This is a genomic window from Bradyrhizobium sp. CCBAU 53340, from assembly GCF_015291645.1.
GTDB lineage: Bacteria > Pseudomonadota > Alphaproteobacteria > Rhizobiales > Xanthobacteraceae > Bradyrhizobium.
Genome location: NZ_CP030055.1, coordinates 6014355 through 6032598, shown reverse-complemented (window position 1 = coordinate 6032598; position 18244 = coordinate 6014355). Strand labels below are relative to the sequence as shown.

At 64.0% G+C, this 18244-nt stretch carries 19 protein-coding genes and 1 riboswitch; of the genes, 5 read left to right on the top strand and 14 right to left on the bottom strand.

All coding sequences use genetic code 11. The annotated features are described in order from the left end of the window. The first annotated feature begins 11 nt into the window (after window positions 1-11). On the top strand, window positions 12-965 hold the full coding sequence (locus XH89_RS28465) for a LysR family transcriptional regulator (protein ID WP_194463671.1): 954 nt from the start codon (window positions 12-14) through the stop codon (window positions 963-965). Between the two features lie 3 nt (window positions 966-968). On the opposite strand, the gene clpS is transcribed toward XH89_RS28465, so the two are convergent. Genes clpS through XH89_RS28440 form a run of 5 tightly spaced genes read right to left on the bottom strand, consistent with a single transcriptional unit; the run spans window position 969 to window position 3716 of the window. Continuing rightward, window positions 969-1274, bottom strand: coding sequence for an ATP-dependent Clp protease adapter ClpS (clpS, locus tag XH89_RS28460; RefSeq protein WP_194463670.1), 306 nt, complete (start codon window positions 1272-1274; stop codon window positions 969-971). 45 nt (window positions 1275-1319) lie between these two features. Then, entirely contained in the window at window positions 1320-1661 is a 342-nt protein-coding gene (locus XH89_RS28455) for a DUF190 domain-containing protein (RefSeq protein ID WP_194463669.1), read from the bottom strand. Window positions 1662-1663: 2 nt separating this feature from the next. Beyond that, entirely contained in the window at window positions 1664-2095 is a 432-nt protein-coding gene (gene crcB, locus XH89_RS28450) for a fluoride efflux transporter CrcB (protein ID WP_194463668.1), read from the bottom strand. A 6-nt stretch (window positions 2096-2101) separates the two neighbouring features. After that, the gene (gene crcB, locus XH89_RS28445; protein WP_371825180.1) at window positions 2102-2491 is read right to left on the bottom strand and encodes a fluoride efflux transporter CrcB; all 390 of its coding nucleotides are present in this window, start codon (window positions 2489-2491) and stop codon (window positions 2102-2104) included. Between the two features lie 16 nt (window positions 2492-2507). Beyond that, on the bottom strand, window positions 2508-3716 hold the full coding sequence (locus tag XH89_RS28440) for an MFS transporter (protein ID WP_246767640.1): 1209 nt from the start codon (window positions 3714-3716) through the stop codon (window positions 2508-2510). A 117-nt stretch (window positions 3717-3833) separates the two neighbouring features. Beyond that, a riboswitch (Fluoride riboswitch) is annotated at window positions 3834-3912 on the bottom strand. 208 nt (window positions 3913-4120) lie between these two features. On the opposite strand from XH89_RS28440, the gene XH89_RS28435 reads away from it, so the two are divergent. Both XH89_RS28435 and XH89_RS28430 read left to right on the top strand, forming a co-directional pair. Next, window positions 4121-4999, top strand: a complete 879-nt coding sequence (locus XH89_RS28435) for a DUF1194 domain-containing protein (protein WP_194463667.1) — start codon at window positions 4121-4123, stop codon at window positions 4997-4999. A gap of 235 nt (window positions 5000-5234) precedes the next feature. Beyond that, window positions 5235-5399, top strand: a complete 165-nt coding sequence (locus XH89_RS28430; protein ID WP_246767639.1) for a hypothetical protein — start codon at window positions 5235-5237, stop codon at window positions 5397-5399. 238 nt (window positions 5400-5637) lie between these two features. On the opposite strand, the gene XH89_RS28425 is transcribed toward XH89_RS28430, so the two are convergent. Further along, window positions 5638-6696 carry a methyltransferase domain-containing protein gene (locus XH89_RS28425; RefSeq protein ID WP_194463666.1) on the bottom strand — a complete coding sequence of 353 codons (1059 nt, stop codon included), beginning with the start codon at window positions 6694-6696 and terminating at the stop codon, window positions 5638-5640. A 258-nt stretch (window positions 6697-6954) separates the two neighbouring features. Here XH89_RS28425 and XH89_RS28420 point away from each other — a divergent pair, with 258 nt between their 5' ends. After that, the gene (locus tag XH89_RS28420) at window positions 6955-7545 is read left to right on the top strand and encodes a hypothetical protein (RefSeq protein WP_194463665.1); all 591 of its coding nucleotides are present in this window, start codon (window positions 6955-6957) and stop codon (window positions 7543-7545) included. Window positions 7546-7549: 4 nt separating this feature from the next. Here the strand turns inward: XH89_RS28420 and XH89_RS28415 are convergent, their stop codons facing one another. The 8 genes from XH89_RS28415 to XH89_RS28380 all read right to left on the bottom strand — a co-directional run bounded on the left by XH89_RS28415 (window position 7550) and on the right by XH89_RS28380 (window position 16661). Beyond that, complete coding sequence (locus XH89_RS28415) at window positions 7550-8797, bottom strand: class I SAM-dependent RNA methyltransferase (RefSeq protein WP_194463664.1); 1248 nt, start codon at window positions 8795-8797, stop codon at window positions 7550-7552. After that, window positions 8790-9524 carry a TlyA family RNA methyltransferase gene (locus tag XH89_RS28410; protein ID WP_194463663.1) on the bottom strand — a complete coding sequence of 245 codons (735 nt, stop codon included), beginning with the start codon at window positions 9522-9524 and terminating at the stop codon, window positions 8790-8792. Before XH89_RS28410 ends, XH89_RS28415 begins: the two co-directional genes overlap by 8 nt. 24 nt (window positions 9525-9548) lie before the next feature. Beyond that, window positions 9549-10103: a nucleoside 2-deoxyribosyltransferase gene (locus XH89_RS28405; protein WP_194463662.1), complete on the bottom strand. Its 555-nt coding sequence runs from the start codon at window positions 10101-10103 to the stop codon at window positions 9549-9551. Window positions 10104-10176: 73 nt separating this feature from the next. Continuing rightward, on the bottom strand, window positions 10177-12105 hold the full coding sequence (gene dxs, locus XH89_RS28400) for a 1-deoxy-D-xylulose-5-phosphate synthase (RefSeq protein ID WP_194463661.1): 1929 nt from the start codon (window positions 12103-12105) through the stop codon (window positions 10177-10179). A 587-nt stretch (window positions 12106-12692) separates the two neighbouring features. Then, entirely contained in the window at window positions 12693-12944 is a 252-nt protein-coding gene (locus tag XH89_RS28395) for an exodeoxyribonuclease VII small subunit (protein WP_100179247.1), read from the bottom strand. A gap of 74 nt (window positions 12945-13018) precedes the next feature. Next, a complete protein-coding gene (locus tag XH89_RS28390) occupies window positions 13019-13948 on the bottom strand; it encodes a histone deacetylase family protein (protein WP_194463660.1) in 930 nt (309 codons plus the stop codon). A gap of 134 nt (window positions 13949-14082) precedes the next feature. Then, on the bottom strand, window positions 14083-15747 hold the full coding sequence (locus XH89_RS28385; protein WP_194463659.1) for a bifunctional UDP-sugar hydrolase/5'-nucleotidase: 1665 nt from the start codon (window positions 15745-15747) through the stop codon (window positions 14083-14085). Between the two features lie 155 nt (window positions 15748-15902). Beyond that, the gene (locus tag XH89_RS28380) at window positions 15903-16661 is read right to left on the bottom strand and encodes an enoyl-CoA hydratase-related protein (protein WP_194463658.1); all 759 of its coding nucleotides are present in this window, start codon (window positions 16659-16661) and stop codon (window positions 15903-15905) included. A 278-nt stretch (window positions 16662-16939) separates the two neighbouring features. On the opposite strand from XH89_RS28380, the gene XH89_RS28375 reads away from it, so the two are divergent. After that, window positions 16940-18184 (top strand): MFS transporter, encoded by a 1245-nt coding sequence (locus tag XH89_RS28375; RefSeq protein WP_194463657.1) that lies wholly within the window; start codon window positions 16940-16942, stop codon window positions 18182-18184. The last annotated feature ends 60 nt before the right edge of the window (window positions 18185-18244 follow it).

The following is an 18244-nucleotide window of genomic DNA, read 5'->3' as shown; positions in this document are numbered from 1 at the left end:
GGGCGGATGGCATGGAGATCAACTGGCTGCACGATTTCATCGCGGTGGCGTCAACGCGCAGCTTTTCGCGCGCAGCCGAACAACGGAATTCATCGCAGCCCGCGCTGAGCCGCAGGATCAAGGCGCTGGAAATCTGGGCGGGCGCCGCGCTGTTCGAGCGCACGACGCACGCGGTGAGCCTGACGGCTGCAGGCGATGCGTTTCGCCTCACCGCGGAGGATATCATCCGCCGCCTGTCCGCCGGCCGCCTGGAAGCCCAGGAACTGGCGCGCGGTTCATCCGACGTGCTGAAATTCGCATCGACCAACGCGCTGTCGCTGACATTCTTTCCGGACTGGCTGCGCCAGGTCGAGGCGACGCTGTCATTCGTGCCGAACGTCCAGCTTGTCGCCAACCACATGGAAGCCTGCGAGCGCATGCTGCTGGCGGGCGAGGTGCATTTCCTGCTCTGCCACCATCATCCTTCCGTGGTCACTGCGCTGACGACGTCGCAATTCCGCTCGGCCCATGTCGGCGATGATTGCCTGATTCCGGCGTCTGTGCCGGTCTCCAGATCAAGCAAGGCGCCGCGCTTCAGGCTGCCAGGAACGGCGGCCGCGCCAGTGCAGTTCCTGAGCTACCGCTCCGAGTCAGGCATGGGAACGATCCTCGAGGCCGTCCGCGCGACTTCGCCGCTCAAGGCGAAGCTCAAGCCGGCATTCACCTCGCATCTTGCAAAGCTTCTCGTCACCATGGTCCAGGCTGGCCGCGGCATGGCCTGGCTGCCGCAAAGCCTGATTGCCGATCAACTCGCCTCCGGCGAGCTGGTGAAAGCCGGCGGACAGGAGTGGGAGATCCCGATCGAGATCCGGGTGTTCCGCCCGAGGTCGCGACTGACGCCGGCCGCAGAAGCGTTCTGGACCCATGTTCAGGAGCGTCCGCCGGTGAGCAGTTCGCGCAAGGCGGCTCGCGCCCGCCGGAGCTAGCGCCTATTCCTCCGGCTCGGTCGTGAACAGCAGCGGATAGCCCTTGGCGCGGCCGGCATCGGTGGCGCGGGTGGCCTTGGTCTCGGCGACGTCCTTGGTGAAGACGGCGACGACACAGGCCCCGAGCTTGTGCGCGGTGATCATGACCTTGTAGGCCTGATCCTCGGTCATGCGGAATTCGGCCTTGAGCACCATGGTGACGAACTCACGTGGCGTGTAGTCGTCGTTGATCAGGATGACCTTGTGCAGCTTCGGCCGCTCGACCTTGGTCTTCGTCCTGGTTTTCGGCTTGGTAACGGTGTCGCTCATTCCGCCTCCCGGACACGGCGGGCTCGTGTTCCTCGGCCCGAGCGATCAGCCCGGGGCCTTGGTACCATATTGCAGGACCTGGACCTTCTCCAAGGTGATCAGGCCGCTCGACATCATGCCGTCCAGGATGGGCAGGAATGCGTTGATGTTGTCTTCGCTGTCGACGATCTCGATCAGGAGCGGCAGGTCTTCCGAGAGCCGCAGGATTTTCGAGGTGTGCAGCCGGCTGGACTTGCCGAACCCCATCGGGCCACGCAGCACGGTGGCGCCGGCGAGATGTCGCTCGCGAGCGGCCAGCACGATGGCTTCATAGAGCGGCTTGGCGCCATAATGGTCGCTCTCGCCGATGAAGATCCGCAGCGAAACTGCCTGATTGGGGATTTGCATGATCAGCTCCTGGTCAAGCGGTTGTAGCGGCTCGCGATCATATGCCCTGTCCACACGGACACCAGCCAGCAGACGACGGATGCCGCGACGTAGCCGAGTGCGGTGTATTTCATGCCGCCGTGGAACAGCCGGAAGGTCTCGAGGCTGAAGGTCGAGAAGGTGGTGTAGCCGCCGCAGAATCCGGTCATCACGAACTGCCGATGCTCAGGGCGGGCCAGCACGCGGCCGTCGGGGCCGGTCAACGTCGCATAGAAGCCGATGATGAGCGAACCCGTCGCGTTGATGAACAGCGTCGCGAAGGGAAAGCCAGAACCTGTATCGAGCACGAGCCCGACCAGATAGCGCGTCAGCCCGCCGACGATGCTACCGGCGGAAACCCAGGCGTAGAGCATCGCCGTGCGCCAGCGGTCGGCAGCGGCAGCGGAGGGCTTCATCTGCCGCTAGCCTCCCAGACTGTCCGCGAGGAGGAAGCCGCAACTCACGGCCGCAAGGCACAGTCCGACCGAGAGGACGACATTGCCGATTGCGTGCACCGGCTCGCCGCCGCGCGCCAGGGTCAGCGTTTGCAGGCTGAACGAGGACACCGTGGTGTAGCAGCCGAGGAAGCCCGTCACCGCGAACAGCCACGGATTGGGCGAGGCAAACGCCGAGCCGGGATGGGTCGCCAGTGCGCCAAAGATACCGATCAGGAAGGCGCCGGTGACGTTGATGGTCATGGTGCCCCAGGGAAAGGTCTCGCCCAGCCGCCGCGCGATCGCGCCGGAGAGGAAATAGCGGGCGCAGCCACCCAAAGCGCTGCCGACCACGATTGCGATCACTCCGCTCAGCACGACGAACAGCTCCCCGTCATCCCTTGTCCTCCGCCGTCAAGCCGTCGCTGACGGCAAGCAGTCCCACCAGCGCGATCAGCGTGAAGCCGAGTCCAGCGAGGAACGTCCCCATCGGACCAAAGGCGTCCCACAACGCGCCGGCGATGACGCTCGCGGCCAGCATCGCAAGGCCCGTGAACAGATTGAAATAGCCGAACGCGGTGCCGCGTAGCGCCGACGGTGCAGTATCTGCGACAAGGGCCGAGAGCAACCCTTGCGTCAGTCCCATATGCAGCCCCCACAGCACGACACCAAGCGCAAGGCCGATCAAATTCGGCAGCAGTGCGAGAGCGAGATCGGCGCCGGCGAGAACGACGAGGCCGAGCGCGAGCAGGGCAGGGCGATTGATCCGGTCCGACAGCACGCCGGCCGGATAGGCCGAGAGCGCGTAGGTGATGTTCATCAGCACCAGCACCGCCGGAACCCACATCGCATTGAGGCCGATGTTCTGGGCGCGCAGGATCAGAAAGGCTTCGCTGAAACGGGCGAGCGTGAAGACGACCCCGACCGCCACGATGCGCCAGTACACGGGTCCAAGCTGTCGCATCGCCGCGGTGTTGAGCGGGTTCTTCGCAACATCCCGGCTCGGATCCGGCTCTGGCTCATCGACCGCGAACGTGATCAGTCCAAAGGACAGGAATGCCGGTGCGACCGCCATCCAGAACACAGCGACAAAATGATCTGACGTCCACCACATCAGGCCGATCGCGGCAAGCGGTCCGACGAAAGCGCCGACCGTGTCGAGCGACTGCCGCAGGCCAAAGCTCGCGCCGCGCAGACCCGCCGGCGAGATATCGGCGATCAGCGCATCGCGCGGTGCGCCGCGAATGCCTTTGCCGACGCGATCGATGAAGCGCGCCGCCACCAGCCAGCCGACGCTGGGCGCGAGCGGGAATAACGGCTTGGTCAGGGCGGCGAGGCCATAGCCGAGGGCGGCGAGCAGCTTGCGGCGGCCGAGCCAGTCCGACAGGGCGCCGGAGAAGATCTTGGTGATCGCGGCGGTCGCCTCTGCGATGCCCTCGATGAAGCCGACGGTGAGCGTGGAGGCGCCGAGCACCGTGACGAGATAGACCGGCAGCAGCGCATGGATCATCTCCGAAGAGATGTCCATCAGCATCGAGACGAAGCCGAGCACCCAGATTCCCCTGGGCAGCTTGGGGCGGGCAGCATTCTGTATGGTCGTCACATCGTGGCCTTCACGTCCTGGACATCCCCTTGGCCCTCGTTTTCGGGCAACAAAAAACCCGCCATTGGCGGGCTTGTCCACGCTCCCGCCAAAGGCAGAGGCCCAATGATTGCCTCGCCTCAAGCAGGAGCCATCAGCCCACTAGGGTCATTCGACCACCGGGCGGTTGTCGGGGGACTCCATCCCCATCTGTGCGGCAAGCCTAGCATGGAAATCGCAAGGAACAAGTGGGGTGGCTGCGCTGTCCCGTGGCGCGAACACGTGGCGGCGCAAGCGTGGCGACATGGCGGCGGTTTCGCGCTGGCCCGTGAAAACTCTAACTCGAATGTGAAGCACAAGCGATCTTCGCGCTTTGCGGCAGGACGTTTGCATGTCACCATCGCGTCATACGACGGGAGGCCGCGATGCGCTTGCTGTTCTCGATCGGGGCTATGTTGACGGCCGGCATACTTGCCGGAGGGGACGTTGCGGGCATTGCGGCGCCAGGTCCTAAATTTGAATCGCCGAACTTCGAACCGTCAAGACAGCAGCGACTGGTGGCCGACGGCGATGCGCAGTCGGTCGATATCGAACTGATCCTCGCGGTCGACGTCTCCTACTCCATGGATATGGATGAGCTCGCGATCCAGCGCGAGGGCTACGCGCAGGCGATCCAGTCGAAGGAGTTCTTGCAGGCGCTGAAGGTCGGCCCCAATGGCAGGATCGCGGTGACCTATTTCGAATGGGCCGCGTCCAGCGATCAGAAGATCATCATCCCCTGGCGGCTCATCGACGGGCCGGAGACGGCGGATGCGGTTGCGGCCGAGATCCTGAAGACGCCGATCCGTCGCGCCTCGCGCACCTCGATCTCGGGTGCGATCGGATTTGCGATGCCGCTGTTCGATGAGGATCCCTATCACGGGCTTCGTCGCGTCATCGACATTTCCGGCGACGGTCCCAACAACAATGGCGGCCCGGTCACCGTGGCGCGCGACACCGCGCTCGAGAAGGGCATCATCATCAACGGCCTGCCGATCATGGTGAAGGAACCGTCGTATTCGACCATGGATATCGACAATCTCGACTACTACTACGAGGATTGCGTCGTGGGCGGCCCCGGCTCCTTCGTGATCGCGATCAAGGATCGCGAGAAGTTCAAGGAGGCGATCCGTACCAAGCTTCTGATGGAGGTCGCCGGCCGCACGCCCGAGCGTCCGGTGATGCACGTTGCCGAGAAGGACAAGGAGCCGCGGGTCAACTGCCTGATCGGCGAGAAGATCTGGTCGGATCGCTGGGGCCGCTAACGGCTCATCACGATGATGCCGTTCGCCTCATGTGTCAGGCGTCCGGGATTAACCCCTCATTACCCGCGGCATGGCCCAGTCGATGTCTGAATGTGGCTGACGCCGACTGCCGATGCTCGAAGCAGGCGAGTGCGTCGGGGCATTCGCCGAGCAAGCTGGCCACCGTCACACAAAGCACCAACCAGATTTCGCCCGCCAATGAGCGGACGTATCACCAGAGCGCTTTGCTGGGCGATTGGAAGGCAATTGGGCGGACAATAACCAGGCCGTCGGCTCCAAGGTCGTGAACGACGGGCAGAACGGCAAGATCATCTACCAGGTCGGCACCAAATCCTTCACGGTGCCGGTGACGAAATATCCACCGGCGGATTCGTCGTCGTCTGTGGACAGGACGGCGTAGCCATCTGCGACAGACTTTCCTGCTGCGTACGTTGTTTTTACACGATCATTGCGAGCGCAGCGAAGGAGAATCCGATGACCGACGAGCATCGGATGATGGTTGGTGCCGCGACCGTCTTGTCGTCTCCGACATCGACGCGAGGCTCGCCTATTGCCGCGACGTGCCCGGCAATCGGCTCACATTCGGGAGGGGAACGGACGCCGCGACTTGACACGTCGGCCGCGGCGCCCGGTGAAGATCAGATCCGTGCCTCCAGGATCAGGTTGAACGGTGTTTCCGCGGCGCGGCGGAAGCGCGACAACCCGCCTTCGCTGGCGACCTTGCGCAGCCTTGCCTCGCCGGCTTGCGCGCCGAGTGCAAGGCCCACCTCCTGGTCGAGCGAGGCCGGCGTGCAGATCATGGTCGATGCTGCGTAATAGACGCGTCCGACCGGATTGAGATTGTCTTCCAGGCGGTCGCCAGCGAACGGCTCGACCAGCATGCAGGTGCCGTCCTCTGCCATGGTCTGCCGTACGTGGTTGATGGCGCCGACGGGATCGCCCATGTCGTGCAGACAATCGAAGAAGCAGACGAGATCATAGTTCTCGGCCGGATAGGTCTTGGCTGAGTGAACGGCGAAATTCACGCGATCACCGAGCTTGGCCTCGGCTGCCGCCTTGCGCGCCGCCTCGATCGAACCCTCGTGATAGTCGAAGCCATAGAAGCGCGAATTCGGGAAGGCCTCCGCCATCAGCCGTGTCGAGACGCCGTGCCCGCAGCCGACATCGGCGACCTTGGCACCGCGCTTCAGCTTGTCCACGACGCCGTCCAGCGCGGGCAGCCACTCTTGCACCAGATGATGCATGTAGCCGGTGCGGAAGAAACGGGCGGTGCCGCAGAACAGGCAGTCGCTGCGCCGGTTCCAGCCGACGCCCTTGCCGGATTTGAAGGCGTCCGTGATCTTCGGCTCGTCGAGAAACGCTGCGGCAATGACGTTGCCGACCGCGCCGAGGAAGACCGGGCTGTCCGGGTCGGCGAGCGCCATCGCCTGCTCCGGCAGCATTGAGAACTTTCCTGAACCGGCATCGTATTCGACGTAGCCGGATGCCGCCTGGCTCGCCAGCCATTCGCGGACGTAGCGTTCTGTCGTTCCGGTGGCTTTTGCGAGCTCGGCGGAGTTCATCGGTCCCTTGGCGGCGAGGGCGCGATAGAGCCCGAGCTTGTCGCCCAGGAGGACGAGCGATGCGTTCATCGCCGCCCCCACCTCGGTGATCATCTTGCCCATAAAGGCATTCAACCTGTCGGAATTGACCTCCATGACAGCCTCCATGCAATGTCGGGCATTTTCAAAAGGTCTGTGCAATCGCGCAGTGATCGGACCTTGCCAAGCCTTTTTGCAGTCAAAGCCGAGGCCTGAACTTACGCGTCCTCTCAATGGGTCAATCCGCCACGGAGGAGGTTCAAAGCGTCAGAAGGAGGTGATCCGGAACCGGACGGCGCGACCGGCGGCATCGCATCGCTGGTATTGGGGCGAGCTCCGGCGTATAATTCGTCCACTATCCTGACGGTTATGTGAATGTCCAGCCTTCTGCGCTCCTGTGGTCTCGTAACTCTCTTCGCGGTGTTGTGCCTCGGCGGAGCGCCGGTTCATGCGCAAGTCGCGCCCTTGCGGTATTGGATTCCGGGTGGGGCTTTCGGTTATGGCGGCAGCACTGAGAGCTACGGCAACTTTCCAAGCTTCAATGCTGGCGAGGCCAATGGTGGCTACGATTTTCGCCCCGGCTTCTTTGTCGGAAGCCAACGCGGCAGTCTCGGCTTGAGCGGTTTCAGCCAGGCAGGATCTTCGGGGAATTTCAGCGCGCTCTCCTACGACAGCACGCAGTTCGGCTACAACATGAAGACCGCGGGCGGCTCGCCCGTGACCTTCTTTGCCGGATTCGACACGCTGAAATACGGCAACGGTATCGGCAGCTCGGTTGCGCCGCTGACCTCTAGCGCCGCGCCCGGCTACGGCGCATTTGCGGGCGTCGAGTTCAAGCCGACTTCCAACCTCAGCCTGTCGTTCGGGGCGGGGTTCACCCAGCAGGACGGCGGCCGCATGGACAGCGATATCAGGTCGAACATGCTGCCCGGCGAGTCACCGGCGCTGGGCCAGCTGCGGCGCTGAAGCTTCATCGCGTAAACCGCGCGACCAATTCCACATGTGGCGTGTGACGGAACTGGTCGACCGGGACCACCGCGTCGATCTTGTAGCCACCGTCAATCAACAGTCGCGCGTCACGGGCGAAGGTGGCGACATTGCAGGACACTGCAATCACGACCGGCACCTTGCTCGCGGCGAGTTTCAGCGCCTGCGCCTGCGCGCCCTGGCGCGGCGGATCGAACACCACCGCGTCGAAGTCGCGCAGCTCGGGCGGTACCAGCGGACGGCGGAACAGATCGCGCGGCTCGCACCTGATCGGCTTCAGCCCCGGCGTGCGCGCAGCCTTCGCGAGCGCAGCAATGGCACCGGCATCATTGTCATAAGCGGTGATGCGCGCCTTCTCCGCAAGCCGTAGAGCAAACGGACCGACGCCGCAGAAGAGATCGACAACCTCCTTGGCCTTGCCGAGGCGTTCAGCAACGAGCGCTGCCAGAGTCTCTTCGCCCGCGACGGTTGCCTGCAGGAACGATCCCGGCGGCAACGTCACCTCGGCGCGGCCCATCTTTACCGTCGGTGGCAGGCGTTGCAGCACCAGTTCGCCATGTCTTGTCAGTCGCGCCAGGTGATGCTGCTCGGCGACGCGCGACAGCGCGGTGACCAGCGGCGTCGGCAGCGGGCCCGAGCCGCGCACGTCGACATCGAGGCCGTTGACGGTGGCGGTCACCTGGATATCGAGCGGCTTCGTCACCGCCATTTTCGACGTCAGCGGCTCGGCGAGCGCCCAAGCGGCGTCGAGCGCGCCTTCAAGCGCGGGGTCGAGGATCGGGCAGCGGTGGATCGGGATCACGTCGTGCGAGCTCGCCGCCGAGAAGCCGACCTTCAGGATATCATGCGTACCGAAGCGGCCGTGCAACGTGACGCGCCTGCGGCCCACGCCATGGGCATCGATCAGCGGCGCCACCTCGCAAGTAATGCCGGCCTGCGCCAGCGTCTCGACCACGATGTTGCGTTTCCAGGCCTGATAGGGCTCCGCCGCCCAGTGCTGGATCGCACAGCCACCGCAGATGCCGAAATGCGGACAGAACGGTTCGATGCGCTCCGGGCTCGCGACGTCGACCGCCAGCAGCTTGCGGCGGTCGGGATGATGGCCGGCGACATGGTCGACCTCGACGCTCTCGCCTCGAAGCGTGTAGGGCACATAGATCGCCTCGCCCGTCGTCAGCGAGACGCCGTCGCCGCGATGGCCGACGTGATCGATCGTGATGCGTTCAACCACGGCGCGCACCCAAGAAGAACTCGATGTTGCCGTCGCCGCCTGCGATCGAGGAGGGAAATATCTCGATGTCGGTGCAGCCGAGCGATGCGGCAAAGGCCGCGATGTCGTCGCAGATCTCCTGGTGCACGGCGGCATCGCGGACGATGCCCTTCTTGTTGTGCTTCCGATCTGCTTCGAATTGCGGCTTGATCAGCGCCAGCAGGCTCATCGGTGCTGCCGCCAGCGACAGCGCCACGGGAAGCACCGTCTTGAGCGAGATGAAGCTGACGTCGATGACGACGACATCGGGCCGTACGGGCAGTCGCCTGCCCTCATAGGCGCGGATGTCGGTCTCCTCCATCGAGACGATTTTGGGATGACCGCGCAGCGAGGCGTGCAACTGACTGGTGCCGACGTCCACCGCAAACACCAGGCTCGCCCCGTTGGCCAGCAACACCTCGGTGAAGCCGCCGGTGGACGCGCCGACGTCGAGACAGACGTGGTCCTCGATCTCGATCGGGTATCGTTCCAGCGCGCCCGCGAGCTTGACGCCGCCGCGCGAGACGTAGGGATGCGCCGGCTCCGCCTGGATCACCGCGTCCTCGGCGATCGTCTCCGATGGCTTGGCGACCTGCTTGTCATCCGCCGTGACGAGCCCGGCCTCAATCGCCGCGCGCGCCCGCGCCCGGCTCTCGAACAGGCCGCGCTCGACCAACACAATATCTGCGCGCTTGCGGGCAGGGGACATGATCACTCCGGGGCGACTGAAGCGCTATGTAGCGATCAATCGCGCGGCCGCCATCCGGACGCAAGTCTCGAACGCGGCAAGATCGTGCCAGACGTCAACAGGCTGAGCTGCCGGCGTCACCAGCGGGCAGCCATGCAGCTCCAGCGCGTGGATCATCATGAGGTTGTCGACGAGGCCAAAATCCTCGACCGTCAACCCTTGCGCATCGACCAGCCGGCCGTCTTCGGAGGTCGCGTCCATGAAGCGGTTGAGGCGGTCGGCATAGGTGGCGGGATCGTTGGAATAGGCCAGACAAAACTTGCCGCGGCCGGCCATGTAGCCGAGCTCGTAGACGGTGCCGGGATCGGCGCCGGCGCCGCGGAAAGGGGTGAGGTTGGCTATGATGGCATCGGCCTCATCCATCATCGCCTCGTTGCCGCAGAAGATCTGCCGCGAGGCGTCGGGCGCAGTGAGGTCGATCATGTTGTCGAGGGGATAGAGGCCGGTGAGGCCGTGAGCAGCGCAGATCGCGCCCTTGCTGCGGCCGATCTCAACCGCATCCGGCAGGAACACGTCGGGACCTGCCAGATAAATCTTCATGGACCAAAGCCGAAAATTTGGATCGCTTTGCGCCGACCTCTCCCGCAAGCGGGAGAGGTCGAGGCGGCAGCGGTTAGGCCAGCTTGACGGTCTCGGTCTTGGCGTCCTTGCCGAGCGCTTCGAACACCTTGGCGACGATGCCCTTGGCGTCGAGACCGGCGCGGGCGTACATCGCCGCCGGCGTGTCGTGGTCCTGGAACACGTCGGGCAGCACCATTGTGCGGAACTTGACCATGCCGGTGTCGAGCACGCCCTGATCGGTCAGGAACTGCGCGACATGCGAGCCGAAGCCGCCGATCGAGCCCTCCTCGATCGTGATCAGGATATCGTGGTCGCGGGCCAACTTGAGCACCAGTTCGGTGTCCAGCGGCTTCATGAAGCGGGCATCCGCGATCGAGGTGGACAGGCCATGGGCTGCGAGCTCGTCGGCCGCCTTCTCGCATTCGGCCAGGCGCGTGCCGAAGGAGAGCAGGGCGATCTTGTTGCCCTGGCGGATCATGCGGCCCTTGCCGATCTCGAGCGGAATGCCGACTTCAGGCATCTCGATGCCGCGGCCCTCGCCGCGCGGATAGCGCAGCGAGCTCGGACGGTCGTTGATCGCGACCTGGGTCGCCACCATGTGGACGAGTTCAGCCTCGTCCGCCGCGGCCATGATCACCATGTTCGGCAGACAGCCGAGATAGGCGTTGTCGAACGAACCGGCATGCGTTGCGCCGTCGGCGCCGACGAGGCCGGCACGGTCGATGGCAAAGCGCACGGGCAGGTTCTGGATCGCGACGTCATGCACGATTTGGTCGTAGCCGCGCTGCAGGAAGGTCGAGTAGATCGCGCAGAACGGCTTGTAGCCTTCGGTCGCAAGACCGGCGGCAAAGGTCACCGCGTGCTGCTCGGCGATGCCGACGTCGAAGGTGCGGTCCGGGAACGCCTTGTTGAAGATATCGACGCCGGTGCCTGATGGCATCGCCGCGGTTATGGCGACGATCTTGTCGTCCTTCTGCGCTTCCTTGACGAGGCTCTGGCCGAACACGTTCTGGTAGGCCGGCGCGTTCGGCTTGGCCTTGGCCTGGGTGCCGGTCGCGACGTCGAACTTGACGACGGCATGGTACTTGTCGGCGGAGGCTTCCGCCGGACCGTAGCCCTTGCCCTTCTGCGTCACGACGTGGACCAGGATCGGGCCGGTCTCCATGTCGCGGACGTTCTTCAGCACGGGCAGAAGATGGTCGAGGTTATGACCGTCGATCGGGCCGACATAATAGAAGCCGAGCTCTTCGAACAGGGTGCCGCCGTCCATCATGAAGCCGCGGGAATATTCCTCGACGCGGTTGGCGCGGTTGGCGATGATCTTCGGCAGACGCTTGTTGATCTGCTTGGCCGCCTCACGCAGCGTGCGGTAGGTCTTGCCGGAGTAGAGCCGCGACAGGTAGGCGCTCATCGCGCCGACCGGCGGAGCGATCGACATGTCGTTGTCGTTGAGGATGACGATCAGGCGGGAGTTCATCGCGCCCGCATTGTTCATCGCCTCATAGGCCATGCCCGCCGACATCGAGCCATCGCCGATGACGGCGATGACGTTGTTCTTGCCGCCGGAAAGGTCGCGCGCCACCGCCATGCCGAGGCCGGCCGAGATCGAGGTCGAGGAGTGCGCCGCGCCGAACGGATCGTAATCGCTCTCGCTGCGCTTGGTGAAGCCGGACAGGCCGCCGCCGGTGCGCAGCGTGCGGATGCGGTCGCGGCGGCCGGTGAGGATCTTGTGGGGATAGGCCTGATGGCCGACGTCCCAGATCAGCCGGTCACGCGGCGTGTCGAAGACATAGTGGATCGCGGTGGTCAGCTCGACCACGCCGAGACCTGCGCCGAAGTGACCGCCGGTGACCGAGACGGCATCGATGGTCTCCTGACGCAATTCGTCGGCGACCTGGCGAATTTGCTCGACCTTGAGCTTGCGCAGGTCTTCCGGTGTCCGGATGGTGTCAAGAAGCGGCGTCTTGCTGTATGCGTTCACGGCGATTTCCAATTTTTCAGCGCCGGAAGGTCATTCCGGTGCGCGATGGGTTTGCACAATATCGGCGCAGCGCGAGTCCTTAAACCGTCGGAGCCACCTGCATGGGGCAATGCCCCGTCTTCAAGCTTAGGTGAGCCTAAGTGCGCTCCGGTTCAGTCTCTGTGATCCCTGTCACGTAGATCGGCTTCGTCCGTCCAAGCCAATTTCATTAGCGATTTGAAGCGCTTGTCGTCGGTCATCGGTCCCCACGTCAAGGCTAACAAAAAGCCACACTCCGCGCAGCTTTACACCAAAGCTTGGGCCAAAGCCAACCCGCCGGACCGATTAGGGGTATGCAGGTGCAACCGGCGGGCCAATTTGGTTAATCGCGGCGCCGGGGTGGGGTTCCCAATCCTGCCTGGTTCCTTGGCAGGATTTCGGGCGAAAGAACGGACATTTTAGTGGGATTCGCGGGGCCGAAGGGGCGCCGGCAAAAAAATCTTCAATTCTGATACCGCCACCGGCCTTCGCGAGTGCGAGAGGCCGGCGTGCGATCTTGAAAAAGAGCAGGCGGCCGTTGCTCGAAACGGGCAGCTTCGGACGGCGTCCTACTGCACGTCGAGCGGAGCGGTGCCGGCAGCCTGACCGCTGGCGTCCGTCGTGATCTTGTCGACGCGCGCCTCGGCCTGGCGCAAAAGCTCCTCGCACCGGCGCTTCAGGGCCTCGCCACGCTCGTAGATCGAGACGGATTCCTCGAGCGGCACCTTGCCGTCCTCGAGCCGTTTCACGATCGTTTCGAGTTCCTCGATCGCGCGCTCGAAGGTGAGCCTGGAGACGTCGACTTGGGTATTTTCGGCCATATCCGTTTCCGATTGCCCGATTCGCTTCTGATGCAAAACAGCAGAGTTTTGCGGGCGTAATGTGGCGGGCCTGTCTAGGCACCCATCAGGGCGCCGACATGCGCCGTAACAGATTCTTTCAGTCCTTGCAGGTCGTAGCCGCCTTCGAGCACGGAAACAACGCGCCCCCCGGCGGACTTGTCGGCGAGATCCATCAGCTTGCGCGTCACCCAGGCATAATCCTCGGCGCGCAAATTCAGCGAAGCCAGCGGATCGCGATAATGCGCATCGAAGCCCGCGGAGATGATGAGCAACTCGGGGCTGAATTTTTCGAGCTGCGGCAGGATCAAATTCTCGAACGCGGAGCGGAATTCCGGCCCGCCGTCTTCCGAGGCCAGCGGCGCATTGACGATGGTGTCGTGGTCGCCACGCTCGCCCTTGGCACCGGTCCCCGGAAACAGCGGCATCTGGTGGGTCGAGCAGTACATCACGGTCGGGTCGGACCAGAAGATGTCCTGGGTGCCGTTGCCGTGATGCACGTCGAAATCGACGATGGCCGCGCGCTTGATGCCGTATTTGCGCTGCGCGTGGCGCGCGGCGATCGCGACATTGTCGAAGAAGCAGAAGCCCATCGGCTTGCCGATCTCGGCGTGATGGCCCGGCGGGCGCACCGCGACGAAGGCGTTGCGGTGCTCGCCGTTCATCACCGCTTCGGTTGCGGCCACTGCGCCGCCGACGCCGCGCATCACCGCTTCCCACGTGCCGGGGGACATCGAGGTGTCGCCGTCGAGATAGACCTGGCCGCTGGTCGGCGCGATGTGGCGTAGCTCGGTGACGTAATGCTCGTTGTGGCACAGCGTGACGAGATCGAGATCGCCCTCCGGTGCCAGATCGCGCACCAGGAACTGGAAACGCTCGTGTGACAGCGCTTCCTCGACCGCGCGCAGGCGGTCCGGGCGCTCGGGATGTCCCGGCGGCGTGACGTGGTCGAGGCAGGCCTTGTGGGAAAGAAGAAGCGTGCTCATCAGGTCGGCCTCACGGGGAACGAACTCTCGACGTCGCTTGGCGCATCCGGCGCCAAAACGCAATGCAAAACCCAATCTATGCGTTCCGCAGCAATTGGCAAAGGGTCGTCCCGCGACGGCCCGTTTGATCCGGATCAATTGACGCGCAGGATGCGGGTCGGCGGCAACGGACCGATCGGACCATGCGCCTTAAAGAAGGCGAACAGCGCATCGGCGTCGTAGCCGCCATATTGCGGCGAGGCGCCCTGCCTGGCGATGGTAAAACCGTCGCCGCCGACGGCGAGGTAATCATTGAGGGTGACACGATAGCCGGTCGCCGGCTCGATCGGCCTGCCGTTGAGCGTCATCTTGTCGGCCACGACGCGCTCGCCGATCGTCTTCGATGCATCCCAGGTGTAGCTGAACCCGCTCGATACCTGGAGGATCCGAGGCCGCTTCGGATCGAGCCATTGCTGCTCGAGCACGTCCTTCAGCTGGCTGCCTGTCAGCGTCATGGTGACGAGGCGGTTGCGGAACGGCTGACTCGCGAATATCTCGCCATAGGACACCGCGCCGTTTTCCTTCGGGACGATGTCGGTGCGGATGCCGCCGGGATTGGTGAGCGCGATGACAGCGCTGCCATCCTTGGCATCCTTCGTTGCGGCCAGCTGGGCATCCGCGATGACGTCGCCGAGTGCACTCTCGCCGGCCTCGTTCGGAAGGCGCGAGAGTGCCTGCGTCACCGATCCGGCCGGACGATTGGCGATCGGTGCTGAAAGTTTGTCGTAGGCGTCGATCAGCGCGGTCTGCTCGGGATCCCTGGCCAGCGAAGCGTTGGCGACGATGATGTTCTCGCCCCTGGCCCCGACGATGTCACGGGTTACGGGATCGAGCTTGAGGTCGATCGCGGTGACCAGCGTGCCGTATTTGTCGCCACTGGTCACCAGCCGGCCGTCAATATCGCAGACATAAGCGCGATGGGTGTGGCCGCTGATGACGACATCAACCGCACGGTCGAACTTTTTCACGATATCGACGATCGGTCCGGTGATGGCAGGACATTCATTGTAGTCGCCTGAGGGCTCACCACCCTGGTGGATCAGTACCACGATGGCCTCGACGCCTTTTGCCTTCAACTGCGGCACCAGCGCGTTCACGGTCTCGGCCTCGTCGCGGAATTCGAGGCCCGCGATGCCCTTGGGCGAGACGATGCCTGCGGTCTCCTTCAAGGTCAGCCCGATGAAGGCGACGGGGATACCTTCGAACTCCCTGATCTCGTAGGGCGGCAAGATGCTTTTGCCGGTGGCAGCCTCGACGGTTGAGGCCGCCAGATAGTGGAATTTCGCACCCGTGAAGGGATGCGGTCCCTGACAGCCATCTTCCGGATGGCAACCGCCATTCTGCATCCTGAGCAGCTCGGTCTTGCCCTCGTCGAATTCGTGATTGCCGACCGAGGTGATCGCAAGCCCCATCATCGAGAGCGACTCGATCGACGGCTCGTCGTGAAACATCGCCGACAACAACGGGCTTGCCCCGATCAGATCTCCGGCCGCGACAAAGATGGTGTTCTTGTGCCCCTCGCTCAATTGCTTGACCAGCGTCGCCATGTACTCGGCGCCGCCGGCGGCCACCGTCACTTTCTTGGTCTTGTCTTCAGGGTCATTGATGCGGATGCCGCCTGGCGGCGGACGGAGATTGCCGTGAAGATCGTTGATCGCGAGAATGCGCAGCTCGACGGGGGCCGCGGTCTGGGCCGCGGCTGGCAGGGTGGGGAGTGCGAGGGCGAAGGCGAAGCTGATCAGGCGTAGAAGATGTCGCATAGAACAAGATTAGTCGTTCCGCGCGAAGATTTCACGAAGCATCTTGCCGTCATTCTGGGGCGCGACGAAGTCGCGAGCTATGGTGCGCAATTGCGCACCATAGCTCGCGCTACGCGCCCCGGAATGACGACGGATGGATGAGGCGCTGGACAGCCCTACCGCTTCTTCCTGTTCGCAAACGCATTGAACGCGGCGACCGCCTCATCCGATTTCAGCCGCTCGCCGAACAGATGGCCTTCCTGGTCAATGCGCCGGGTGAGCTCTTCCGGCGGCCTGCGTAGCAGCTTGCGCGAGGTTGCGACCGCTTCGGCTGGCAGGCGGCAGATATCGCGCGCCACCTTGCGGGCCTCGACCTCGGTATGCCCCGGCGACACGACAGTGTTGACGAAGCCGGCGGCGTGGGCCTCGGCGGCGGTGAAGCTGCGTCCCATCACCAGCATGGCGAAGGCGCGCTGGTAGCCCATGGTGCTCGGCATCAAGAGGCTGGCGGCGCCGACCGGAACGAGCCCGAGATTGATGTACGGCGCCGAGAAGGTTGCGGCGTTGGAGGCGAGCACGTAGTCGCAGTGAAACAGCATCACGGTGCCCATGCCGATCGATGCGCCGTCGACGGCCGCGATGATCGGCTTGACGTTGAGCGCCAGCGAATAGAGGAATTTGGCACCATCCGACAGCGTCTCGGGACGCGAAGCGTCGGCCTTCGTGAAATCGTCGATGTCGTCGCCGGCCGTGAACACGCCGGAGCCGCCGGTGATGATCATGCAGCGGATGTCGGGATTGTTCTGTGCGGTGTCGATCGCGCGGCTCATCTCGCGATACATGTCCTGGGTGATCGCGTTCTTCTTTCCCGGACGGCGCAAGGTGATGACGCGCGTGGCCCGTTCGTCGGTGACGATGATGTTGCCGTTCGGCATGAGCACTCCCTGCGGCCGCCGCGGCGTCTGCCGGCGGCGAGTCTTGCGAGACTTAGCCTACATGATCCCGCAGACGTGCCAATGCTACGATTCAACCATTTCGGCCATGATGCCCCGTCCGATGGTCGCATTTGTCCGGGGAACCGTGATGCGAAGCTTCATCAGATATCTTGCGGCGTTTTGCGCGTTGCAACAATTGGCTACAATGTTTCATTTGAAAAACCGGGAGTTGTGCGGCACGATTGTCCGTCTCGTTCCATTAAGCCAATACTTGATCGATGATTGCCGCAACGGGCGTTGACGAATCCTCGCTGCATTATCGTGGCTGGCGCGTGGTGCTGGCCTGTTTCTTGATGGCCTTCTTCATGTTCGGCTTCGGCCTGTACGGGCAGGGCGTCTATCTTGCCGAGCTCCAGCGCGCCCACGGCTGGCCGGGCACGCTGGTATCCGGGACCAGCACCTTCTCGTTCCTGCTGACCTCCATTCTCGTCATCTTCACCGATGATCTGCTCGCCCGGATCGGGCTCCGGGCGTTGATCCTGTGCGGGCTGACCGCGCTTGGCGCTTCTACGGCGCTGCTGGGACTGATGCAGGCGCCCTGGCAGCTCTATCTCGCTTATGCGCTGATGTCGGTCGGCTGGACTGGGATGGGCACCGTGGTGATTGCGACCGTGCTCAATTCCTGGTTCGAGCGGCGGCGAGGGCTTGCGCTCAGCCTTGCCTTCAATGGCGCCACCTGCGGCGGCATCGTTCTCGTTCCGGTGCTGCTGGCGCTGAGCGGAAGCATCGGCTTCCGCTCGGCCATGCTGGGGGCCACCGTCGTGATGGTGGTACTGGTGTTGCCGGTGGTTGTCGTTTTTACCGGGTGGCCAGTCGATACGTCGCTGAAATCGGCAGCAGGCGCCTCCGGCGGCAATGACGCGCGTCATTCGCGCCGGGCGCTGCTCACCAACGCACAGTTCTGGACCATGGTGCTGCCGATCGCGATTGCGCTGCTGGCGCAGATGGGATTCATCATCCATCAGGTGACGTTTCTCGAGCCGCTGATCGGCCGCGCCAGCGCGGGCCTCGCGGTGACCATCATGGCGGCGATGGCGGTGGTCGGACGGCTGTCGCTCGGCCTGTTCGTCGACCGGCTCGATCCGCGGCTTGCCTGTGCGGCGTCAATGACGAGCCAGGCGGCCGCGCTGCTGGTCCTTCTGCAAAGCCAGAGCCCGAGCGTGCTGCTGGCATGCTGTGCGGCCTACGGCTTCTCGATCGGCAACATGATCACGTTTCCACCCTTGATCATCCAGCGCGAGATCGGCAGCACGGCCTTTGCGGCCGCGATGGGGCTGGGGACGTCGATCAGCGGCATCGTCAGCGCCTTTGGCCCCGGCATCGTCGGCCTCGTGCGCAGCGTGAGCGGCGACTACACGATGGCGTTTGCGATGTGCGTGGTGCTCGATATCGTCGCCGCCGGCGTCGTGCTGTGGCGGCCGGGGAGAGGGACCGAGAAGCGAAATCTGTCACCGTCACCCTGAGGTGCCGGAGCCAAGCGTAGGCCTCGAAGGGCGACGGCCACGCTGGATCCCGGCCGTTCA

Coding starts and splice junctions, on each gene's coding strand:
- XH89_RS28375 (WP_194463657.1), top strand. CDS start 16,940: ATGATTGCCGCAACGGGCGTTGACGAATCCTCGCTGCATTATCGTGGC.
- XH89_RS28420 (WP_194463665.1), top strand. CDS start 6,955: ATGTCCAGCCTTCTGCGCTCCTGTGGTCTCGTAACTCTCTTCGCGGTG.
- XH89_RS28390 (WP_194463660.1), bottom strand. CDS start 13,948: ATGAGCACGCTTCTTCTTTCCCACAAGGCCTGCCTCGACCACGTCACG.
- XH89_RS28455 (WP_194463669.1), bottom strand. CDS start 1,661: ATGCAAATCCCCAATCAGGCAGTTTCGCTGCGGATCTTCATCGGCGAG.
- crcB (WP_194463668.1), bottom strand. CDS start 2,095: ATGAAGCCCTCCGCTGCCGCTGCCGACCGCTGGCGCACGGCGATGCTC.
- XH89_RS28405 (WP_194463662.1), bottom strand. CDS start 10,103: ATGAAGATTTATCTGGCAGGTCCCGACGTGTTCCTGCCGGATGCGGTT.
- XH89_RS28425 (WP_194463666.1), bottom strand. CDS start 6,696: ATGGAGGTCAATTCCGACAGGTTGAATGCCTTTATGGGCAAGATGATC.
- XH89_RS28395 (WP_100179247.1), bottom strand. CDS start 12,944: ATGGCCGAAAATACCCAAGTCGACGTCTCCAGGCTCACCTTCGAGCGC.
- clpS (WP_194463670.1), bottom strand. CDS start 1,274: ATGAGCGACACCGTTACCAAGCCGAAAACCAGGACGAAGACCAAGGTC.
- XH89_RS28385 (WP_194463659.1), bottom strand. CDS start 15,747: ATGCGACATCTTCTACGCCTGATCAGCTTCGCCTTCGCCCTCGCACTC.
- XH89_RS28410 (WP_194463663.1), bottom strand. CDS start 9,524: ATGTCCCCTGCCCGCAAGCGCGCAGATATTGTGTTGGTCGAGCGCGGC.
- XH89_RS28380 (WP_194463658.1), bottom strand. CDS start 16,661: ATGCCGAACGGCAACATCATCGTCACCGACGAACGGGCCACGCGCGTC.
- XH89_RS28465 (WP_194463671.1), top strand. CDS start 12: ATGGAGATCAACTGGCTGCACGATTTCATCGCGGTGGCGTCAACGCGC.
- XH89_RS28435 (WP_194463667.1), top strand. CDS start 4,121: ATGCGCTTGCTGTTCTCGATCGGGGCTATGTTGACGGCCGGCATACTT.